A 14,177-nucleotide genomic window follows, 5' to 3' on the forward strand; every position below is an offset into this window, starting at 1 on the left:
ATCATTCCGTTCCCACCTTCACGGTTATTTACATTTCTTTATCCTTTATGTAACTGACTACAAACAAAGCCGAATATCAAGGATTAACGCAAATTCAGTGCACTCCTGGAGCAGTAATCTGAACCAGCGCATAAACTTACGCTAACGATCACATGACCTGCTTCAGGCATGCACACACAGCACCGGTCGTTTACTGGAGGATTAAAATGAAAAAGTGGCTTATGGTTTTCGCCGCCCTGCTGCCGTTAACTGGCATGGCGAACATGCTGAACAGCACGAATGATCCCAACAAGCCTGGCTATAATCCCAGCCAGCAACGCATGCAGACCCAGATGCTTAACCAGTCGCAGCAACAGCAGACGAAGTTACAGCAGGACCAGCAGCGGCAGAATCAGGACGTACAGCGGAAGTTGCAGGAGCAGCGGGATAGTGCCCAGCAGCGCGTGATCAAATCGCAGCCGGGCCAGCAGCAGAACCAACAGAATATGAACTAGTGAAAATCGGGGCCAATGCTGTCGATGCTGTCGGTACAGATGGCATCGACGCCCCATTTCAGTAATGTCCTTGCCCGTTCCGGGCTGTTCACGGTATACACCAAAATACGCAGATCGGCCTCTTTCAGCTCAGCGACTCTGGCCTCAGTAAGGACCTTGTGATTCAGGTGAATTGAAGTGCAGTCCAGCGCCCGCGTCTTCTCCTGCCATGCGTTATCCCAGTGATGAGATAACAGGCCGCGCGGCAGTTGTGGTTCGGCCTGCATGGCCGCTTCCAGTGCCACAAAGGAGAACGAGGATAGAAGAGGAAGAGGTTGCCCCTGCCACAGCGTGGCAGCGGCCTGCGCAATGGCGCGTCCGGTTTCGGCGTCGGTCCCTGTGGTCGGTTTAATTTCGATATTGGCCATCAAACCATGCTGACGGCAGCGTGCCGCGACCTCATCCAGTCGGGCCAGCTTTTCGCCCTGAAAGGCCGCGCTGAACCAACCGCCCGCATCAAGCTGCGACAGCTTGTCCCACGGGAGCTCGCCCGCAATGCCCCAGCCGTCGCTGGTGCGATCTAACGTATCGTCATGCAGCAGAAAAATGTGCGCATCTGCCGAGAGTTTGGCATCAAACTCAATCATCAGATGTCCGTATTTTGCGCCAACATCAATCGCAGCAAGGGTATTTTCAGGTGCCAGCTTGCCACCACCACGATGGGCGACAATGCGCGGATAGGGCCATTGCTTTTCACTCATTCCAGACGCTTCCCGTGACTTGAATCGAAGAAATGTAACGCCTCAACAGGCAGATGCAGCCACAGGGTGCTGCCTGCTTCCGGGCGCTCGCTATGGGGTAAGCGTACCACTAAACGTGCCTCACCGATGCGACCGTGTGCCAGATTGTCAGCACCCAGCATCTCAAGCGTCTCAACACGGAAGGGAATGCCGCCCTGCTGCTGGCTACTGAGTTGAACATGTTCGGGCCGGATACCAAGCACCACGGGGCGATTGGCCCATTTGGCTTTGCCCTCGCCCACCGGAATAGCGTGGGACGCATCAACCACAAAGCGAGCGCCATCTTCGCTGAAATTGCCCTGTATCAGACTCATCGCGGGGGAACCCATAAAGGAGGCCACAAACAGGCTGGCCGGGCGCTCGTAAACGTCGACCGGCGTGCCAATCTGTTCCAGCACGCCTTTGTTCATCACCATCACGCGCTGGGCCAGCGTCATCGCTTCAACCTGATCGTGCGTCACATATAAGCTGGTCGTTTGCAGACGGCGATGCAGTTGCTGAAGCTCAAGGCGCATTTGTACGCGCAGGCGCGCATCCAGGTTAGAGAGCGGCTCGTCGAACAAAAATACGGCGGGTTCACGCACGATGGCACGCCCCATGGCCACGCGCTGGCGCTGTCCACCGGATAACTCACGTGGACGGCGCGTTAACAGATGATCCAGCTCCAGGCTCCGTGCCGCATCCAGCACGCGTTGGCGAATATGCTCTTTACTCATCCCACGAATCCTGAGGCCGTAAGCCATATTTTCTTCGACGGACATATGGGGATAAAGTGCGTAGTTCTGGAACACCATGGCAATGCCGCGATCCTTGGGCTCCTCATGCGTGACGCGTTTATCGGCGATATAAATATCGCCGGACGTGACGCGATCCAGTCCGGCCACCATGCGCAACAGCGTGGATTTTCCACAACCCGAAGGGCCTACCATCACCATAAACTCGCCGTCATTGATCGTGACGTTGAGCGGCTGGATGATTTGATTTTTACCGTCGTAAGATTTGGTCACCGCCTGAAGGGTTACGCCTGCCATCACTATTTCTCACTCTCAACCAGACCACGCACGAAGGCGCGCTGCATAACAAACACCACCACCACGGGTGGAATCAGGGTTAATAACATTGCGGCCATGACTTCGTTCCACTGCGTTGGCGAACCGCTGGTAGAAATCATGCTTTTGATCCCCGCCACGGCCGTGCCCAGGCTGGCGTTATCAATGATTAATAATGGCCAGAGGTACTGGTTCCAGCCGTAGATAAACGTGATAACAAACAGCGCCGCCAGATTGGTTTTTGACAAGGGCAGCACGATGTCCCAGAAAAAACGCATCGCGCTGGCACCGTCAATGCGCGCGGCTTCAATAAGCTCATCCGGCAACGACATAAAGAACTGCCGGAACAGGAAAGTGGCCGTCGCGGAGGCCATCAAGGGCAGTGTCAGACCGCTGTAGCTGTCCAGCATGTTGAGATCGGCAATCACCTGCACCGTTGGGAAAATGCGCACTTCGACCGGCAGCATCAGGGTGATAAAGATCATCCAGAAGAACAGTGAGCGCAGGGGGAAGCGAAACCACACCAGGGCAAAAGCGGACAGAATCGACACCAGAATCTTACCGACGGTGATACCCAGCGCCATGATAACGCTGTTCATCAGCATCAGGCTAAAGGCCGGACCGTTGCCGTTCACGCCCTGCGTCCAGATATGCGAAATGTTTTTCCACAGGTGAGTACCGGGAATCAGCGTCATCGGGACGTTATAGACGGCGTCGTTATCCAGCGTGGCGGCCACAAAGGCCACATAGAGTGGAAACAGGATGGTCAGAATACCCAGCACCAGGACGACATGGCTGAAAATGTCCAGCCCGCGACGATTTTCAATCATTGATATTGCACCTTACGCTCGACGAAGCGGAACTGAATGACGGTCAGCGCGATAACCAACAGCATCAACACCACGGACTGCGCAGCAGATGAGGAGAGATCCAGACCGGTAAAGCCTTCACGATAAATCTTATAGATGAGCGTCGTCGTCGCCTGGACCGGGCCACCGCCTGTCGCGGCATCAATGACCGGGAACGTATCGAAGAAGGCATAAATCAGGTTAACCACCAGCAGGAAAAAACTCACCGGGGTAATCAACGGAAGCGAAATAGAGAAGAACCGACGCACCGGCCCTGCCCCATCAATGGCGGCGGCTTCGACCAGCGACTTTGGTATCGACTGTAACGCGGCAAAAAAGAACAGGAAGTTGTAGCTCATCTGCTGCCACACTGAAGCCAGCACCACCAGGAACATGGCCTGGCCGCTGTTCTGTGCGAAGTTCCAGTTATAGCCCATGTGGTTAAGCAGGTAGCTCAGCAACCCCAGTCCGGGACTGAACAGGAACATCCACAATACGGCCGCGATCACCGGTGCCACCGCATAAGGCAACAGCAGCAACATCTGATAGAGCTTGCGCAGGCGTACGACGTAGTCCACCAGCGCCGCCAGGAGCAATGAGGACACCATGCCAAAAAAGGCGACCATGCTGCTGAACTTGATGGTGGTCCAGAAGGTGTCCAGATAAAGCCCGTCGGAAAAGAGCCGTTCAAAGTTCGCCAGACCCACAAAGGTGCTGGAGATGCCGAAAGGATCCAGGTTTTGCAGTGAATACCACAACGCTTCACCCGCTGGCCAGACAAAGAAAATAGCGGTGATCAGGAGTTGCGGCAGCACCAGCAAATAGGGTAACAGGCGATTACGAAACACCGGGCGAGATGGAGACATAACGTTCTCTGACTTGGGTGAAAAAAGGCCAGCCGGAGCTGGCCTGCAGAACGGATTATTTATTCTGTTGCTCGAAACGACGCAGCAGCTCATTACCCCGCTTCACGGCGTTATCTAACGCAGCCTGCGGTGTCTGCTTGCCGGTCCAGACGCTTTCTAACTCTTCATCCAGGATGGTACGAATCTGCGGCATATTCCCCAGACGCATGCCTTTGGTGTAAGGCAACGGCGGCTTGTTCATCATCTGGCGAATCGCAATATCCGCACCTGGATTTTTCTCGTAGAAGCCTTCTTTCTTCGTCAGCTCATACGCGGCGGTAGTAATAGGCAGGTAGCCCGTTTTCTGGTGCCATTCCGCGGCAATTTTTGGCTCGGTAAGGAACTTCATAAATTCCGCCGCGCCTTTGTAGGTATTGGCATCTTTGCCTTTCATCACCCACAGGCTGGCACCGCCGATAATCGCGTTCTGCGGGGCATTCGGAATATCCGCATCGTAAGGCATCATGCCGACGCCGTAATGGAATTTGGCGTAATGGCGGATATCGGCCAGTGAACCTGACGAGGCCGTGGTCATGCCACAGTCACCGTTATAGAACTTCGCGGTGGATTCATCTTTACGACCAAAATAGGTGAAATCACCTTTCTTGTTCATGTCTTCCAGCAACTGGATATGGCGAACCTGCGCCGGTTTATTGAATTCCAGTACCGCATCGGTGCCGTCGAATCCGTTATTTTTTGTGGCCACCGGCAAACCGTTCCAGGCGCTGAAGTTCTCAATCTGAATCCACCCCTGCCAGCCGCTGGCATAGCCACAGCTCATGCCTGATTTACGCAGTGCATCGGCATCTTTTGCCAGTTCCTGCCAGGTTTTGGGTGGCTGATCCGGGTTTAAACCGGCTTTTTTAAACGCATCTTTGTTGTAGTACAGCACAGGCGTGGAGCTGTTGAACGGTTGCGAGATCAGCTGGCCTTTTGAATTGCTGTAGTAAGCCGCGACCGCAGGAACAAACTGCTTCTCGTCCATTGAAATGCCCGCGTCTTTAAAGACCTGATAAACAGGCACAATGGCTTTAGAGGCCATCATGGTGGCGGTGCCCACTTCGTAAACCTGCAACAGCGCGGGCGCTTTTCCGGTGCGGACCGCAGCGATACCTGCCGCCAGACTTTGTTCGTAGTTCCCTTTGTACACAGGGACGATTTTGTAGTCAGGGTGTTCCTGGTTAAAACGTTGTGCCAGTGAGTCAACTTCTTTGCCTAACTCGCCTTCCATTGAGTGCCAGAAAGGGATCTCAGTGACGGCCAGTGCATTACCACTGATCGCCAGACCGAGCAGGGCGCTCATCAGGCTACGACGAAAAGTAACAACGGACATAGGATTTTCCTGTTCAGGTAGGTACGCGCGCTATCACGCATTTTTTGCTCGCGAAGTAACATGACATGTGGAAATGACGGAAAAATAACAGTCAGATGACGGAAAAATGACGACAGAATGTCAGGATATGACAGTGATAAGCGCGTTTAATGGACCGGAAAGCACCGGGCTGAACCGCGCTGCTGAAGCAGGGATAAGTATGTGCCGTAAGGGAAGGAAAATCCGCCGGGTGACAGCCCGGCACAGAGCCTGCAGTCACCCGGCGTAGATGATGGCGGGGAAACCTAGGCGCCCAGATAGGCGCTGCGCACGGCTTCATTCGACAGCAGTGCCGCACCGCTGTCCTCCAGCACGACATGACCATTTTCCAGTACGTAGCCCCGATCGGCCAGCTTCAGCGCCTGGTTCGCGTTCTGTTCAACCAGGAAAATCGTCATACCTTCGCTGCGCAGTTGCTCAATCGTGTCAAAAATCTGCTGGATAATAATCGGCGCCAGACCCAGAGAAGGCTCATCGAGTAACAACAGGCGCGGCTGGCTCATTAACGCGCGGCCGATGGCGAGCATTTGCTGTTCACCGCCCGACATGGTGCCCGCACGCTGCACCTTACGCTCTGCCAGACGTGGGAACAGAGTGTAAACGCGATCGATGCGCGCCAGATACTCCGGGCGACTGGCAAAAAATCCGCCCATGGCCAGGTTCTCTTCCACCGTCATGCGTGAGAACACGCGGCGACCTTCGGGCACGATGGCAATCGCCTCACGCATAATGCGCGCCGTTTGCCAGTCGGTAATGGTTTTGCCGTCAAACGTGATCGTACCGCTGGTGGCGCGCGGCTCGCCGCATAATGTGCCCAGCAAAGTGGTTTTGCCTGCACCGTTTGCGCCGATCAGGGTGACGATTTCGCCCTGATCGATATGCAAACTGACATTATGCAGCGCCTGAATTTTGCCATAGTGCGCACTGACGTTATCAATGGTTAACATGGCCATATTACGCCTCTCCTAAATAGGCACGGATCACATCCGGATTATTACGAATCTCTTCCGGCGTGCCGTTCGCCAGTGGCGTGCCCTGATTCACCACATAAATACGGTCAGAAATGCCCATTACCAGCTTCATATCGTGCTCAATCAACAAAACGGATACCTTATGCTCGCCTCGTAACTCGGCGATCAGCGCATCCAGCTCATGCGTCTCTTTCGGGTTAAGTCCGGCTGCCGGTTCATCCAGCATTAAAATCTCCGGCCGCGTCACCATGCAGCGGGCGATCTCCAGTCGGCGCTGCTGACCGTAAGCCAGGTTACCGGCCTGGCGATTCGCCATATCGAGTAAGCCAACCCGCTCAAGCCAGGTGGCAGCGCGATCCAGCGCCTCGCCTTCACTGCGGCGAAAAGCCGGGGTTTTCAGTAGCCCCGCAAACACGCCACTTTTCAGGTGCTGGTGCTGGGCGACTAACAGGTTTTCAATCACCGTCATTTCGCGGAATAAACGGACGTGCTGGAAGGTCCGCACGATCCCCATACGGGCGATCTTCTGTCCGGGCAGGCCAGTCAGGTTCTTGTCGCGTAAGGTGATACTGCCGCCCGTTGGCTTATAAAAGCCGGTCAGGCAGTTAAACACGGTGGTTTTACCTGCACCGTTTGGACCAATAAGTGACACAATTTCCTGGGGGCGCAATTCCAGTTTAACGTTGTTCACGGCTAACAGACCGCCGAAGCGCATCATCAGGCCTTCAACGGCTAATAAAGGCTGACTCATGCCTGTTCTCCTTGTTTACCCTGACGCAGTTTCAGGTGCGGTCGTTTCATCGGCAGTAAGCCTTGCGGACGCCAAATCATCATCAGCACCATCAGCGCCCCCAATACCAGCATGCTGTATTCGTTGAGGTCGCGCATCAGCTCACGCGAAACCACCAGCAAAATGGCGGCCAGAATAACGGCAAACTGCGAGCCCATTCCGCCCAACACCACGATAGCCAGAACAAAAGCGGACTCGACAAAGGTAAAGGACTCCGGACTGACAAAGCCCTGGCGAGCGGCAAACAGCGTCCCCGCGAAGCCAGCAAAGACGGCGCTGATAGTAAACGCGGTCAGCTTAATGCGGGTCGGGCTCAAGCCCAGCGAACGACAGGCGATCTCATCTTCACGTAACGCTTCCCATGCCCGACCCAGCGGCATGCGCAGCAGGCGGTTGATCACAAACAGCGTCAGCACCACCAGCAACAACGCCACCAGATAGAGGAATATCACCCGGTCGTTAGGATCGTACTTCATGCCAAAGACATCGTGAAACGTGCCCCATCCCCCCTCGCTGACGCGACGGCCAAACTCCAGGCCAAAAAAGGTGGGCTTAGGAATCTGAGCAATCCCATTCGGACCGCCGGTGATTGCCGTGTTATTGAGCAGCAGAATACGGACGATTTCGCCGAAGCCGAGCGTAACAATAGCCAGATAGTCACCGCGCAAGCGCAGCACCGGGAAACCGAGCATAAGGCCAAATGCGCCCGCCACCAGGCCCGCCAGCGGCAGGCTTTGCCAGAAACCAAAACCATAGTAATGATTAAGCAGCGCGAAGGTATACGCGCCAATGGCATAGAAACCACCGTAGCCCAGCACCAGCAGACCCGACAGCCCTACGACCACGTTCAGTCCCAGACCCAGCATGATGTAGATCAGTGTCAGGGTGGCAATATCGACGCTGCCGCGTGTAACCAGGAACGGCCAGATAACCGCCGCGGCGATCATCAAGCCCATAATGGCTTTTTGCTTTGGCGTTGAGCCGTCGAAGCCCGGCAGCACCAGGCCACCACCGCTACGTGTCAGCTTGCCCTGAAACAGCGGACGTAGCAGTTGAAACAAAAACACAACGGCACAACCGATGAATATCCAGTTCCAGCGCACGCTGCCGGCATTCACTATCTGTAGCTGCGTACCATTCAGATCGAGGCGCATTCCCATAAAGAAGGCCGCCAGCACCAGCAGCATGACCGCTGAAACAATCGCATTGACCAGACCAAGGCGTTTCATACTTTCTCCACCTCCGGGCGGCCCAGAATACCGGTAGGCATGACCAGCAGCACCACAATCAGTAAGGCAAACGACACCACATCTTTGTATTCGGTGGAGAGATAAGCCGAGGTCAGCGCTTCGGCAATGCCCAGCACCAGCCCGCCAATCATCGCGCCGGGAATACTGCCGATGCCGCCCAGGACCGCCGCAGTAAAGGCTTTCATCCCCGCCATAAAGCCGATAAACGGGTTAATCGAGCCATAAAACTGCCCCAAGAGCACGCCCGCAACCGCCGCCATCGCCGCACCAATCACAAAGGTCAGCGAGATCACCCGGTCAGTATTAATGCCCAGCAGGCTGGCCATTTTGAGGTCTTCCGCACAGGCGCGGCAGGCGCGTCCCATGCGGGAATAACGGATAAACAGGGTCAGGGCCAGCATTGCCAGGAACGTGACCACCCAAATCACGATCTGCATCGTCGACAGCGTGGCGGCAAAGCCGTTACTTTCGCCCAGCGTCCACTGGCCGGTGATTAAGCTCGGCAGGGCAAGGTCACGTGAACCCTGCGTCAGGCTGACGTAGTTTTGCAGAAAGATGGACATTCCGATGGCGGAGATCAACGCAATCAGACGCTTGGATGCCCGTACGGGACGATAAGCCACCCGTTCGATGCTCCAGCCATAGGCACTGGAGATGATAACGGCCATAACAAAACCGGCGGCAATCATGAGCCAGCCGGTATCAATACCCATCATCATCAGGGCTGCAATAACCATAAAAGAGACATAGCTACCGATCATATAGACTTCGCCATGGGCGAAGTTAATCATGCCGATAATGCCGTAAACCATGGTGTAACCGATGGCGATCAGCGCGTAGGTGCTCCCCAGAGTCACCCCGTTGAACATCTGCTGAATAAAATAGAGAAACTGCTCGGACATAGTGAGGACCTGCTCAGAAACCAGAAAACCCCTCTCCTGCTGCCAGAAGAGGGTTAGCCAGGCGATGGCGCGTCAGTCACGCCTTCTCCTGCTTCCCCGCTGTCGTACGACGGGGAAGAATCAGTGCCTTATTTAACTGCGGTAGACGAACCGTCTTTGTGCCATTTGAAGACGCCAAACTCGAAGCCTTTCAAATCGCCTTTCTGATCCCAGCTCAGGTCGCCCATTACTGTCGGAACCGGTGCGCCGGTTTTCAGGTTCTTCGCAATCGCATCCGGCTCATCGCTCTTACTGCGCTCCATGCCGGTCACCAGAGACTGGATAGCCGCATAGGTTGTCCAGACAAACGGGCCGGTAGGATCTTTACGGTTAGACGCGCTATTCGCTTTGATAGCGTCCACGATGGCCTTGTTCTGAGGCAGCTGGTCGTAACGTTTTGGCAGGGTTACGTAGAGCCCTTCTGACGCGTCGCCCGCAATGTTAGACAGCGAGGCGTTGCCCACACCTTCTGGCCCCATAAAGCCTGCTTTCAGTCCTGCCGCTTTTGCCTGACGCAGAATCTGGCCCAGCTCCGGGTAATAACCACCGTAATAAACAAAGTCGACGTTTTCTTTCTTCAGTCGCGCAATCAGCGTTGAGAAATCTTTATCGCCCGCGGTGATCCCTTCAAACATCACCACGTTGCCGCCTTTCGCTTTCAGGGTTTTCTGTACCGATTCTGCCAGACCCTGGCCGTATTGCTGCTTGTCGTGCACCACAGCAATGCGTTTTGGCTTGATGACATCCAGAATGTAGTTCGCCGCAGTTGGACCCTGATCAGAATCCAGACCGGTCGTACGCATCACGTCGGCATAGCCACGTGCAGTCAGTTCTGGCGCGGTGGCCGCAGGCGTAATCATCAGCACGCCTTCATCGTTATAGATATCTGATGCAGGCTGCGTAGAGGAGGAGCACAGGTGACCGATAACATATTTGATACCGTCATTGATGACCTTGTTAGCCACCGCAACCGCCTGTTTCGGGTCACAGGCATCGTCATATTCGACACCGACCAGTTTGTCGCCGTTTACGCCACCTTTGGCATTGATGTCTTTAATCGCCTGTGCGGCGCCGGTAAATTCCATATCACCATATTGCGCGACCGGGCCAGTAGCGGCACCTACGATAGCGATCTTAATGTCTTTCGCCATTGCCGCATGGCTCATCGCCAATGCAATGCATCCTGCCAGTAACGCGCGACCTGTCATTTTCATGCGAACTACCCCATCAGTTATGTCGTGTTTGTTGTGAGTGGTTTTATTTTGGCCAGATAAAGGGGAAAACTGATTTAACAATAAGGAGTTAGCACGCTTTTCTGGCTTTTATTAATAATAAGGCTTTATATTTCAGTCTATTAAACAGGAAGTTTATTCTGTAAAGCAACTGACATATTCATGATTCGCGGCCAAAAGCAGCATAATCAACTGGATGCAATGCGCGGCTTTTGTTCACCAGGCCAGCGCGTTATGCTGGCTTTAAATGCTGACTACCTGTTTATAACTATTATCCTGGCACTCTGTCGCTGTTTTGACCTGTTTTATTGCGTAAAATGTGCCGGGGTTCTGATTACGGGAATTGACTACACTTTCGGCTTTTACACGGACAGGTGTTTGTTATGAAGCTTACTATTTTGCGGTTGACCTCTCTAACGCAGCAGGATCGGATCGATCTGGAGAAAATCTGGCCTGAGAGGGATTTGGCCACGCTGGAAAACGCGTTAAATGAAAATCACCGCCTTTATGTCGCACGCTTCAACGACCGTTTGCTGGCGGCGTTACAGTTAGAGATAGCCGGTATCCACGGTAAAGTGCATCATCTGACCGTCAGAGATGTCACGCGACGTCGCGGTGTCGGGCAATATTTGCTGGAAGACACGATGAAGCAGAACCCATCGCTGGAGGACTGGTGGATTGCTGATGACGGTAGCGAAGATCAACGCGTTCGGGCGGCGTTTATGCAGGCCTGTGGATTTCGTGCGCAGGTTGATGGCTGGGTAAAATAAATCGCGGGCAATAAAAAGGGCGACCTGAGGCCGCCCTGTCTCGTCAGGCTTCGATAGCCATTCGGAGTTTTTTCATCGCATTCTTCTCAAGCTGTCGGACGCGCTCAGCAGAAACACCGTATTGATCGGCCAGTTCCTGCAGAGTGGTTTTGTTGTCTTCGTCCAGCCAGCGGGCACGGATAATATGCTGGCTGCGCTCGTCCAGCCCTTCCATTGCATAAGTCAGCTTATCGGCTGCATGCGATTCCCAGTTATCCTCTTCGATGCCGTCCGCAAAGTCAGAGGTTTTATCCTGGAGATACAGCACCGGCGCCATAGATTTTCCTTCGCCGCTTTCATCGTCAGCGGACATATCGAAGGTCATATCCTGAGCCGCCATGCGCGATTCCATTTCTCGCACATCTTTGCTGCTCACGCCCAGCTCACGCGCCACCATCTCGACTTCGTCCTGGTTAAACCAGCCCAGACGCTGCTTGGTTTTACGCAGGTTAAAGAACAGCTTGCGCTGTGCCTTAGTGGTTGCCACTTTCACGATGCGCCAGTTACGCAGCACATACTCGTGAATTTCTGCTTTGATCCAGTGAACGGCAAAGGACACCAGACGAACACCCACTTCAGGATTGAAGCGACGAACGGCTTTCATCAAGCCAATGTTACCTTCCTGGATCAGGTCAGCCTGAGGCAGGCCATAGCCAGAATAGTTACGAGCGATATGAACAACAAAGCGTAGGTGAGACAGGATCAGCGTCTTTGCCGCATCCAGATCGCCCTGGTAATGCAGCCGTTCAGCCAACGCTTTTTCCTCTTCTGCCGACAGCATCGGCCAGGTGTTGGCAGCCCGAACGTAAGATTCCAGGTTGCCCAGAGGAGCAATAGCTAAAGTTTGCATTTCTTTGGTCATTCAAACCCTCACAAAATCAGTGGAATTGCCGCATCTTTCCATAAGCGCACGTCACATTATGTCAACGTCGCAGGAAAACCAAAAGCAATCTGTGCTACTTAGAAAACAAAGTTATCCACAAGTTCAATTATAGCAGTGAATATTTTACACACAGATGACAGCAGGGCAACATCCTCTGCGCCCACTGTCGGCAGCAGAGGATGATTATAACAAAAAAATGTTGCAGCGCTTTACTGGGGCGTAAATCGACGTAAATGTTGTACGGTTGCCAGCCAGGCGGCAATCCAGCCGATAATGGCGGCGATGAGCAACAGCAGTAACGCCTCATCCCAGGAAAACCCTTCCAGAGAGAAGGTGGTGCCAAATACCGACGCCACCTGAGCCACAACAGACTGCAGGCGCAGCACCAGCACTTCAGACAGGATCAGGGAAAGTACCGCGCCACTAAACCCCAGTAACGCGCCACCATACAGGAACGGCCGCAGGATAAATCCATCCGTTGCCCCGATCAGCTTCTGAACGTTGATCGTATCGCGGCGGGCAAAAATACTCAGCCTGACGCTGTTACCAATCACGAGGAAGACCGCCACGATCATCAGGATACCGATCATCGACGCAATTTGACCGACCAGGCCGGTCAGCGCCGCCAGACGGGCAAACCAGCTGTCATCCATCCGTACCTCATCGACGCCCTGCACTTTCGCCACTCTGTCGCGTAACGTTTGCATGGTGTCCGAATTCTGGAAGTTGAGCTTTGGCGTAATGATAACGACAGCAGGCAGCGGATTCTGTTCCAGCATGTCCATCGCGCCGCCGAAGCCTGACCAGTTGCGGAATTCATTCAGGGCTTCTTCACGCGTCAGATAGTTAACGTGATCCACGCCCTCAACCTGTTTCAGTTGCGCGGTCACATTCTCAGCAGCCGTATCATCCAGCGTTTTTGAGAGATACACCGTCAGCTGCGGCGCGGGATACCACTGCGAAGCCGCCTGACTGACGTTTTTCCACACCATATAGCAGACGCTGGGCAGCGTCAGGGAAATCGCAATCACCATCACTGTCAGCAACGTCGCCAGCGGCTGACGCCACATATCTGACAGCGTACCGCGTAGCGCGTAGCGCCACTGTTCCTGCCAGCCACCGCGTAACGCTTTACTCTTTGACGGTTGCTTCGCCTTCGGGGCTGCCGCGCGTTTGTTGCGTTTATTGACCATCGTGGCCTCCGTGCAGGCGTCCTTTATTCAGCGTCATTACCCGATAATTGCGGCGACCAATAAGGGCAACATCATGCGTCGCCATCAAAACGGTCACACCTACGCGGTTAAACTCTTCAAACAGGCGCAGGATGTCTTCTGACAGCGCCTCATCCAGGTTACCCGTTGGTTCGTCAGCCAGCAGAACGGCGGGCTTATTCACGACGGCACGGGCAATACCGACACGTTGCTGTTCACCGCCGGAGAGCTGAATAGGAAAACTTTTTGCTTTGTCGAGCAGGCCCACTTTATCGAGCGCCGCCGAAACACGACGACGGATATCCTCGCCGCTGGCACCGGAGATGATCAACGGGATGGCCACATTGTCATAAACGCTACGATCCATCAGCAGATGGTGATCCTGAAAGATCATCCCGATCTGACGACGCAGGAACGGCACTTCGCTGTTACGTAGGCGCGAAATATCGTGTCCGCTAAACCAGATTTGCCCGGCGCTGGGGCGCTCAATGCCACAAATCAGCTTCAGCAACGTACTCTTACCTGCCCCGGAGTGGCCGGTCAAAAACGCCATTTCGCCAGGACGCAGATTAAAATCTACGCCCTGCAGCGCCTGACGTCCGCCGAGATATGCCTTACTGACCTCTTCAAAGCGAATCATCCT

At 54.3% G+C, this 14,177-nt stretch carries 15 protein-coding genes; 2 read left to right on the plus strand and 13 right to left on the minus strand.

Annotated elements, in window-relative coordinates:
• Positions 1–206 precede the first annotated feature (206 nt).
• On the plus strand, positions 207–494 hold the full coding sequence (locus RAC90_RS15745; RefSeq protein ID WP_033738183.1) for a DUF2756 domain-containing protein: 288 nt from the start codon (positions 207–209) through the stop codon (positions 492–494).
• Here RAC90_RS15745 and ugpQ read toward each other — a convergent pair.
• The 10 genes from ugpQ to RAC90_RS15795 all read right to left on the minus strand — a co-directional run bounded on the left by ugpQ (position 491) and on the right by RAC90_RS15795 (position 10,613).
• Positions 491–1,234 carry a glycerophosphodiester phosphodiesterase gene (ugpQ, locus tag RAC90_RS15750; RefSeq protein WP_172913570.1) on the minus strand — a complete coding sequence of 248 codons (744 nt, stop codon included), beginning with the start codon at positions 1,232–1,234 and terminating at the stop codon, positions 491–493. The genes RAC90_RS15745 and ugpQ overlap by 4 nt on opposite strands.
• On the minus strand, positions 1,231–2,304 hold the full coding sequence (locus RAC90_RS15755; protein WP_375124535.1) for a sn-glycerol-3-phosphate import ATP-binding protein UgpC: 1,074 nt from the start codon (positions 2,302–2,304) through the stop codon (positions 1,231–1,233). The genes ugpQ and RAC90_RS15755 overlap by 4 nt, the downstream gene beginning before the upstream one ends.
• 2 nt (positions 2,305–2,306) lie before the next feature.
• A complete protein-coding gene (gene ugpE / locus RAC90_RS15760; RefSeq protein WP_375124536.1) occupies positions 2,307–3,152 on the minus strand; it encodes a sn-glycerol-3-phosphate ABC transporter permease UgpE in 846 nt (281 codons plus the stop codon).
• Positions 3,149–4,036 carry a sn-glycerol-3-phosphate ABC transporter permease UgpA gene (ugpA, locus tag RAC90_RS15765; protein ID WP_006121041.1) on the minus strand — a complete coding sequence of 296 codons (888 nt, stop codon included), beginning with the start codon at positions 4,034–4,036 and terminating at the stop codon, positions 3,149–3,151. The genes ugpE and ugpA overlap by 4 nt, the downstream gene beginning before the upstream one ends.
• Positions 4,037–4,091: 55 nt before the next feature.
• The gene (gene ugpB / locus RAC90_RS15770; RefSeq protein ID WP_033738192.1) at positions 4,092–5,408 is read right to left on the minus strand and encodes a sn-glycerol-3-phosphate ABC transporter substrate-binding protein UgpB; all 1,317 of its coding nucleotides are present in this window, start codon (positions 5,406–5,408) and stop codon (positions 4,092–4,094) included.
• 284 nt (positions 5,409–5,692) lie between these two features.
• Positions 5,693–6,400: a high-affinity branched-chain amino acid ABC transporter ATP-binding protein LivF gene (livF, locus tag RAC90_RS15775; protein ID WP_058701434.1), complete on the minus strand. Its 708-nt coding sequence runs from the start codon at positions 6,398–6,400 to the stop codon at positions 5,693–5,695.
• 1 nt (position 6,401) lies between these two features.
• Entirely contained in the window at positions 6,402–7,169 is a 768-nt protein-coding gene (gene livG / locus RAC90_RS15780; RefSeq protein WP_006121046.1) for a high-affinity branched-chain amino acid ABC transporter ATP-binding protein LivG, read from the minus strand.
• A complete protein-coding gene (locus tag RAC90_RS15785) occupies positions 7,166–8,437 on the minus strand; it encodes a high-affinity branched-chain amino acid ABC transporter permease LivM (RefSeq protein WP_033738194.1) in 1,272 nt (423 codons plus the stop codon). Before RAC90_RS15785 ends, livG begins: the two co-directional genes overlap by 4 nt.
• Positions 8,434–9,360 carry a high-affinity branched-chain amino acid ABC transporter permease LivH gene (gene livH / locus RAC90_RS15790; protein WP_033738195.1) on the minus strand — a complete coding sequence of 309 codons (927 nt, stop codon included), beginning with the start codon at positions 9,358–9,360 and terminating at the stop codon, positions 8,434–8,436. Before livH ends, RAC90_RS15785 begins: the two co-directional genes overlap by 4 nt.
• Positions 9,361–9,488: 128 nt before the next feature.
• The gene (locus RAC90_RS15795) at positions 9,489–10,613 is read right to left on the minus strand and encodes a branched-chain amino acid ABC transporter substrate-binding protein (RefSeq protein ID WP_006121049.1); all 1,125 of its coding nucleotides are present in this window, start codon (positions 10,611–10,613) and stop codon (positions 9,489–9,491) included.
• Positions 10,614–11,014: 401 nt separating this feature from the next.
• Between RAC90_RS15795 and panM the strand changes: the two genes are divergently transcribed.
• Entirely contained in the window at positions 11,015–11,401 is a 387-nt protein-coding gene (panM, locus tag RAC90_RS15800) for an aspartate 1-decarboxylase autocleavage activator PanM (RefSeq protein ID WP_058701437.1), read from the plus strand.
• Between the two features lie 43 nt (positions 11,402–11,444).
• Here panM and rpoH read toward each other — a convergent pair whose 3' ends face one another.
• The 3 genes from rpoH to ftsE form a co-directional block, all read right to left on the minus strand.
• Positions 11,445–12,302 (minus strand): RNA polymerase sigma factor RpoH, encoded by an 858-nt coding sequence (rpoH, locus tag RAC90_RS15805; RefSeq protein ID WP_006121051.1) that lies wholly within the window; start codon positions 12,300–12,302, stop codon positions 11,445–11,447.
• A gap of 230 nt (positions 12,303–12,532) precedes the next feature.
• Positions 12,533–13,516, minus strand: a complete 984-nt coding sequence (gene ftsX / locus RAC90_RS15810; RefSeq protein ID WP_033738206.1) for a permease-like cell division protein FtsX — start codon at positions 13,514–13,516, stop codon at positions 12,533–12,535.
• The gene (ftsE, locus tag RAC90_RS15815; protein ID WP_006121054.1) at positions 13,506–14,174 is read right to left on the minus strand and encodes a cell division ATP-binding protein FtsE; all 669 of its coding nucleotides are present in this window, start codon (positions 14,172–14,174) and stop codon (positions 13,506–13,508) included. The genes ftsX and ftsE overlap by 11 nt, the downstream gene beginning before the upstream one ends.
• Between the last annotated feature and the right edge of the window lie 3 nt (positions 14,175–14,177).

The organism is Pantoea sp. CS_6 (assembly GCF_041954745.1).
GTDB lineage: Bacteria > Pseudomonadota > Gammaproteobacteria > Enterobacterales > Enterobacteriaceae > Pantoea > Pantoea stewartii.

What these genes read in the sequence shown, in the direction of transcription:
- RAC90_RS15795 (WP_006121049.1), bottom strand. Translation starts at nt 10,613, where the DNA reads ATGAAAATGACAGGTCGCGCGTTACTGGCAGGATGCATTGCATTGGCG.
- livF (WP_058701434.1), bottom strand. Translation starts at nt 6,400, where the DNA reads ATGGCCATGTTAACCATTGATAACGTCAGTGCGCACTATGGCAAAATT.
- RAC90_RS15745 (WP_033738183.1), top strand. Translation starts at nt 207, where the DNA reads ATGAAAAAGTGGCTTATGGTTTTCGCCGCCCTGCTGCCGTTAACTGGC.
- RAC90_RS15755 (WP_375124535.1), bottom strand. Translation starts at nt 2,304, where the DNA reads ATGGCAGGCGTAACCCTTCAGGCGGTGACCAAATCTTACGACGGTAAA.
- ugpB (WP_033738192.1), bottom strand. Translation starts at nt 5,408, where the DNA reads ATGTCCGTTGTTACTTTTCGTCGTAGCCTGATGAGCGCCCTGCTCGGT.
- RAC90_RS15785 (WP_033738194.1), bottom strand. Translation starts at nt 8,437, where the DNA reads ATGAAACGCCTTGGTCTGGTCAATGCGATTGTTTCAGCGGTCATGCTG.
- ftsE (WP_006121054.1), bottom strand. Translation starts at nt 14,174, where the DNA reads ATGATTCGCTTTGAAGAGGTCAGTAAGGCATATCTCGGCGGACGTCAG.
- ftsX (WP_033738206.1), bottom strand. Translation starts at nt 13,516, where the DNA reads ATGGTCAATAAACGCAACAAACGCGCGGCAGCCCCGAAGGCGAAGCAA.
- rpoH (WP_006121051.1), bottom strand. Translation starts at nt 12,302, where the DNA reads ATGACCAAAGAAATGCAAACTTTAGCTATTGCTCCTCTGGGCAACCTG.
- ugpE (WP_375124536.1), bottom strand. Translation starts at nt 3,152, where the DNA reads ATGATTGAAAATCGTCGCGGGCTGGACATTTTCAGCCATGTCGTCCTG.
- livG (WP_006121046.1), bottom strand. Translation starts at nt 7,169, where the DNA reads ATGAGTCAGCCTTTATTAGCCGTTGAAGGCCTGATGATGCGCTTCGGC.
- ugpA (WP_006121041.1), bottom strand. Translation starts at nt 4,036, where the DNA reads ATGTCTCCATCTCGCCCGGTGTTTCGTAATCGCCTGTTACCCTATTTG.
- livH (WP_033738195.1), bottom strand. Translation starts at nt 9,360, where the DNA reads ATGTCCGAGCAGTTTCTCTATTTTATTCAGCAGATGTTCAACGGGGTG.
- ugpQ (WP_172913570.1), bottom strand. Translation starts at nt 1,234, where the DNA reads ATGAGTGAAAAGCAATGGCCCTATCCGCGCATTGTCGCCCATCGTGGT.
- panM (WP_058701437.1), top strand. Translation starts at nt 11,015, where the DNA reads ATGAAGCTTACTATTTTGCGGTTGACCTCTCTAACGCAGCAGGATCGG.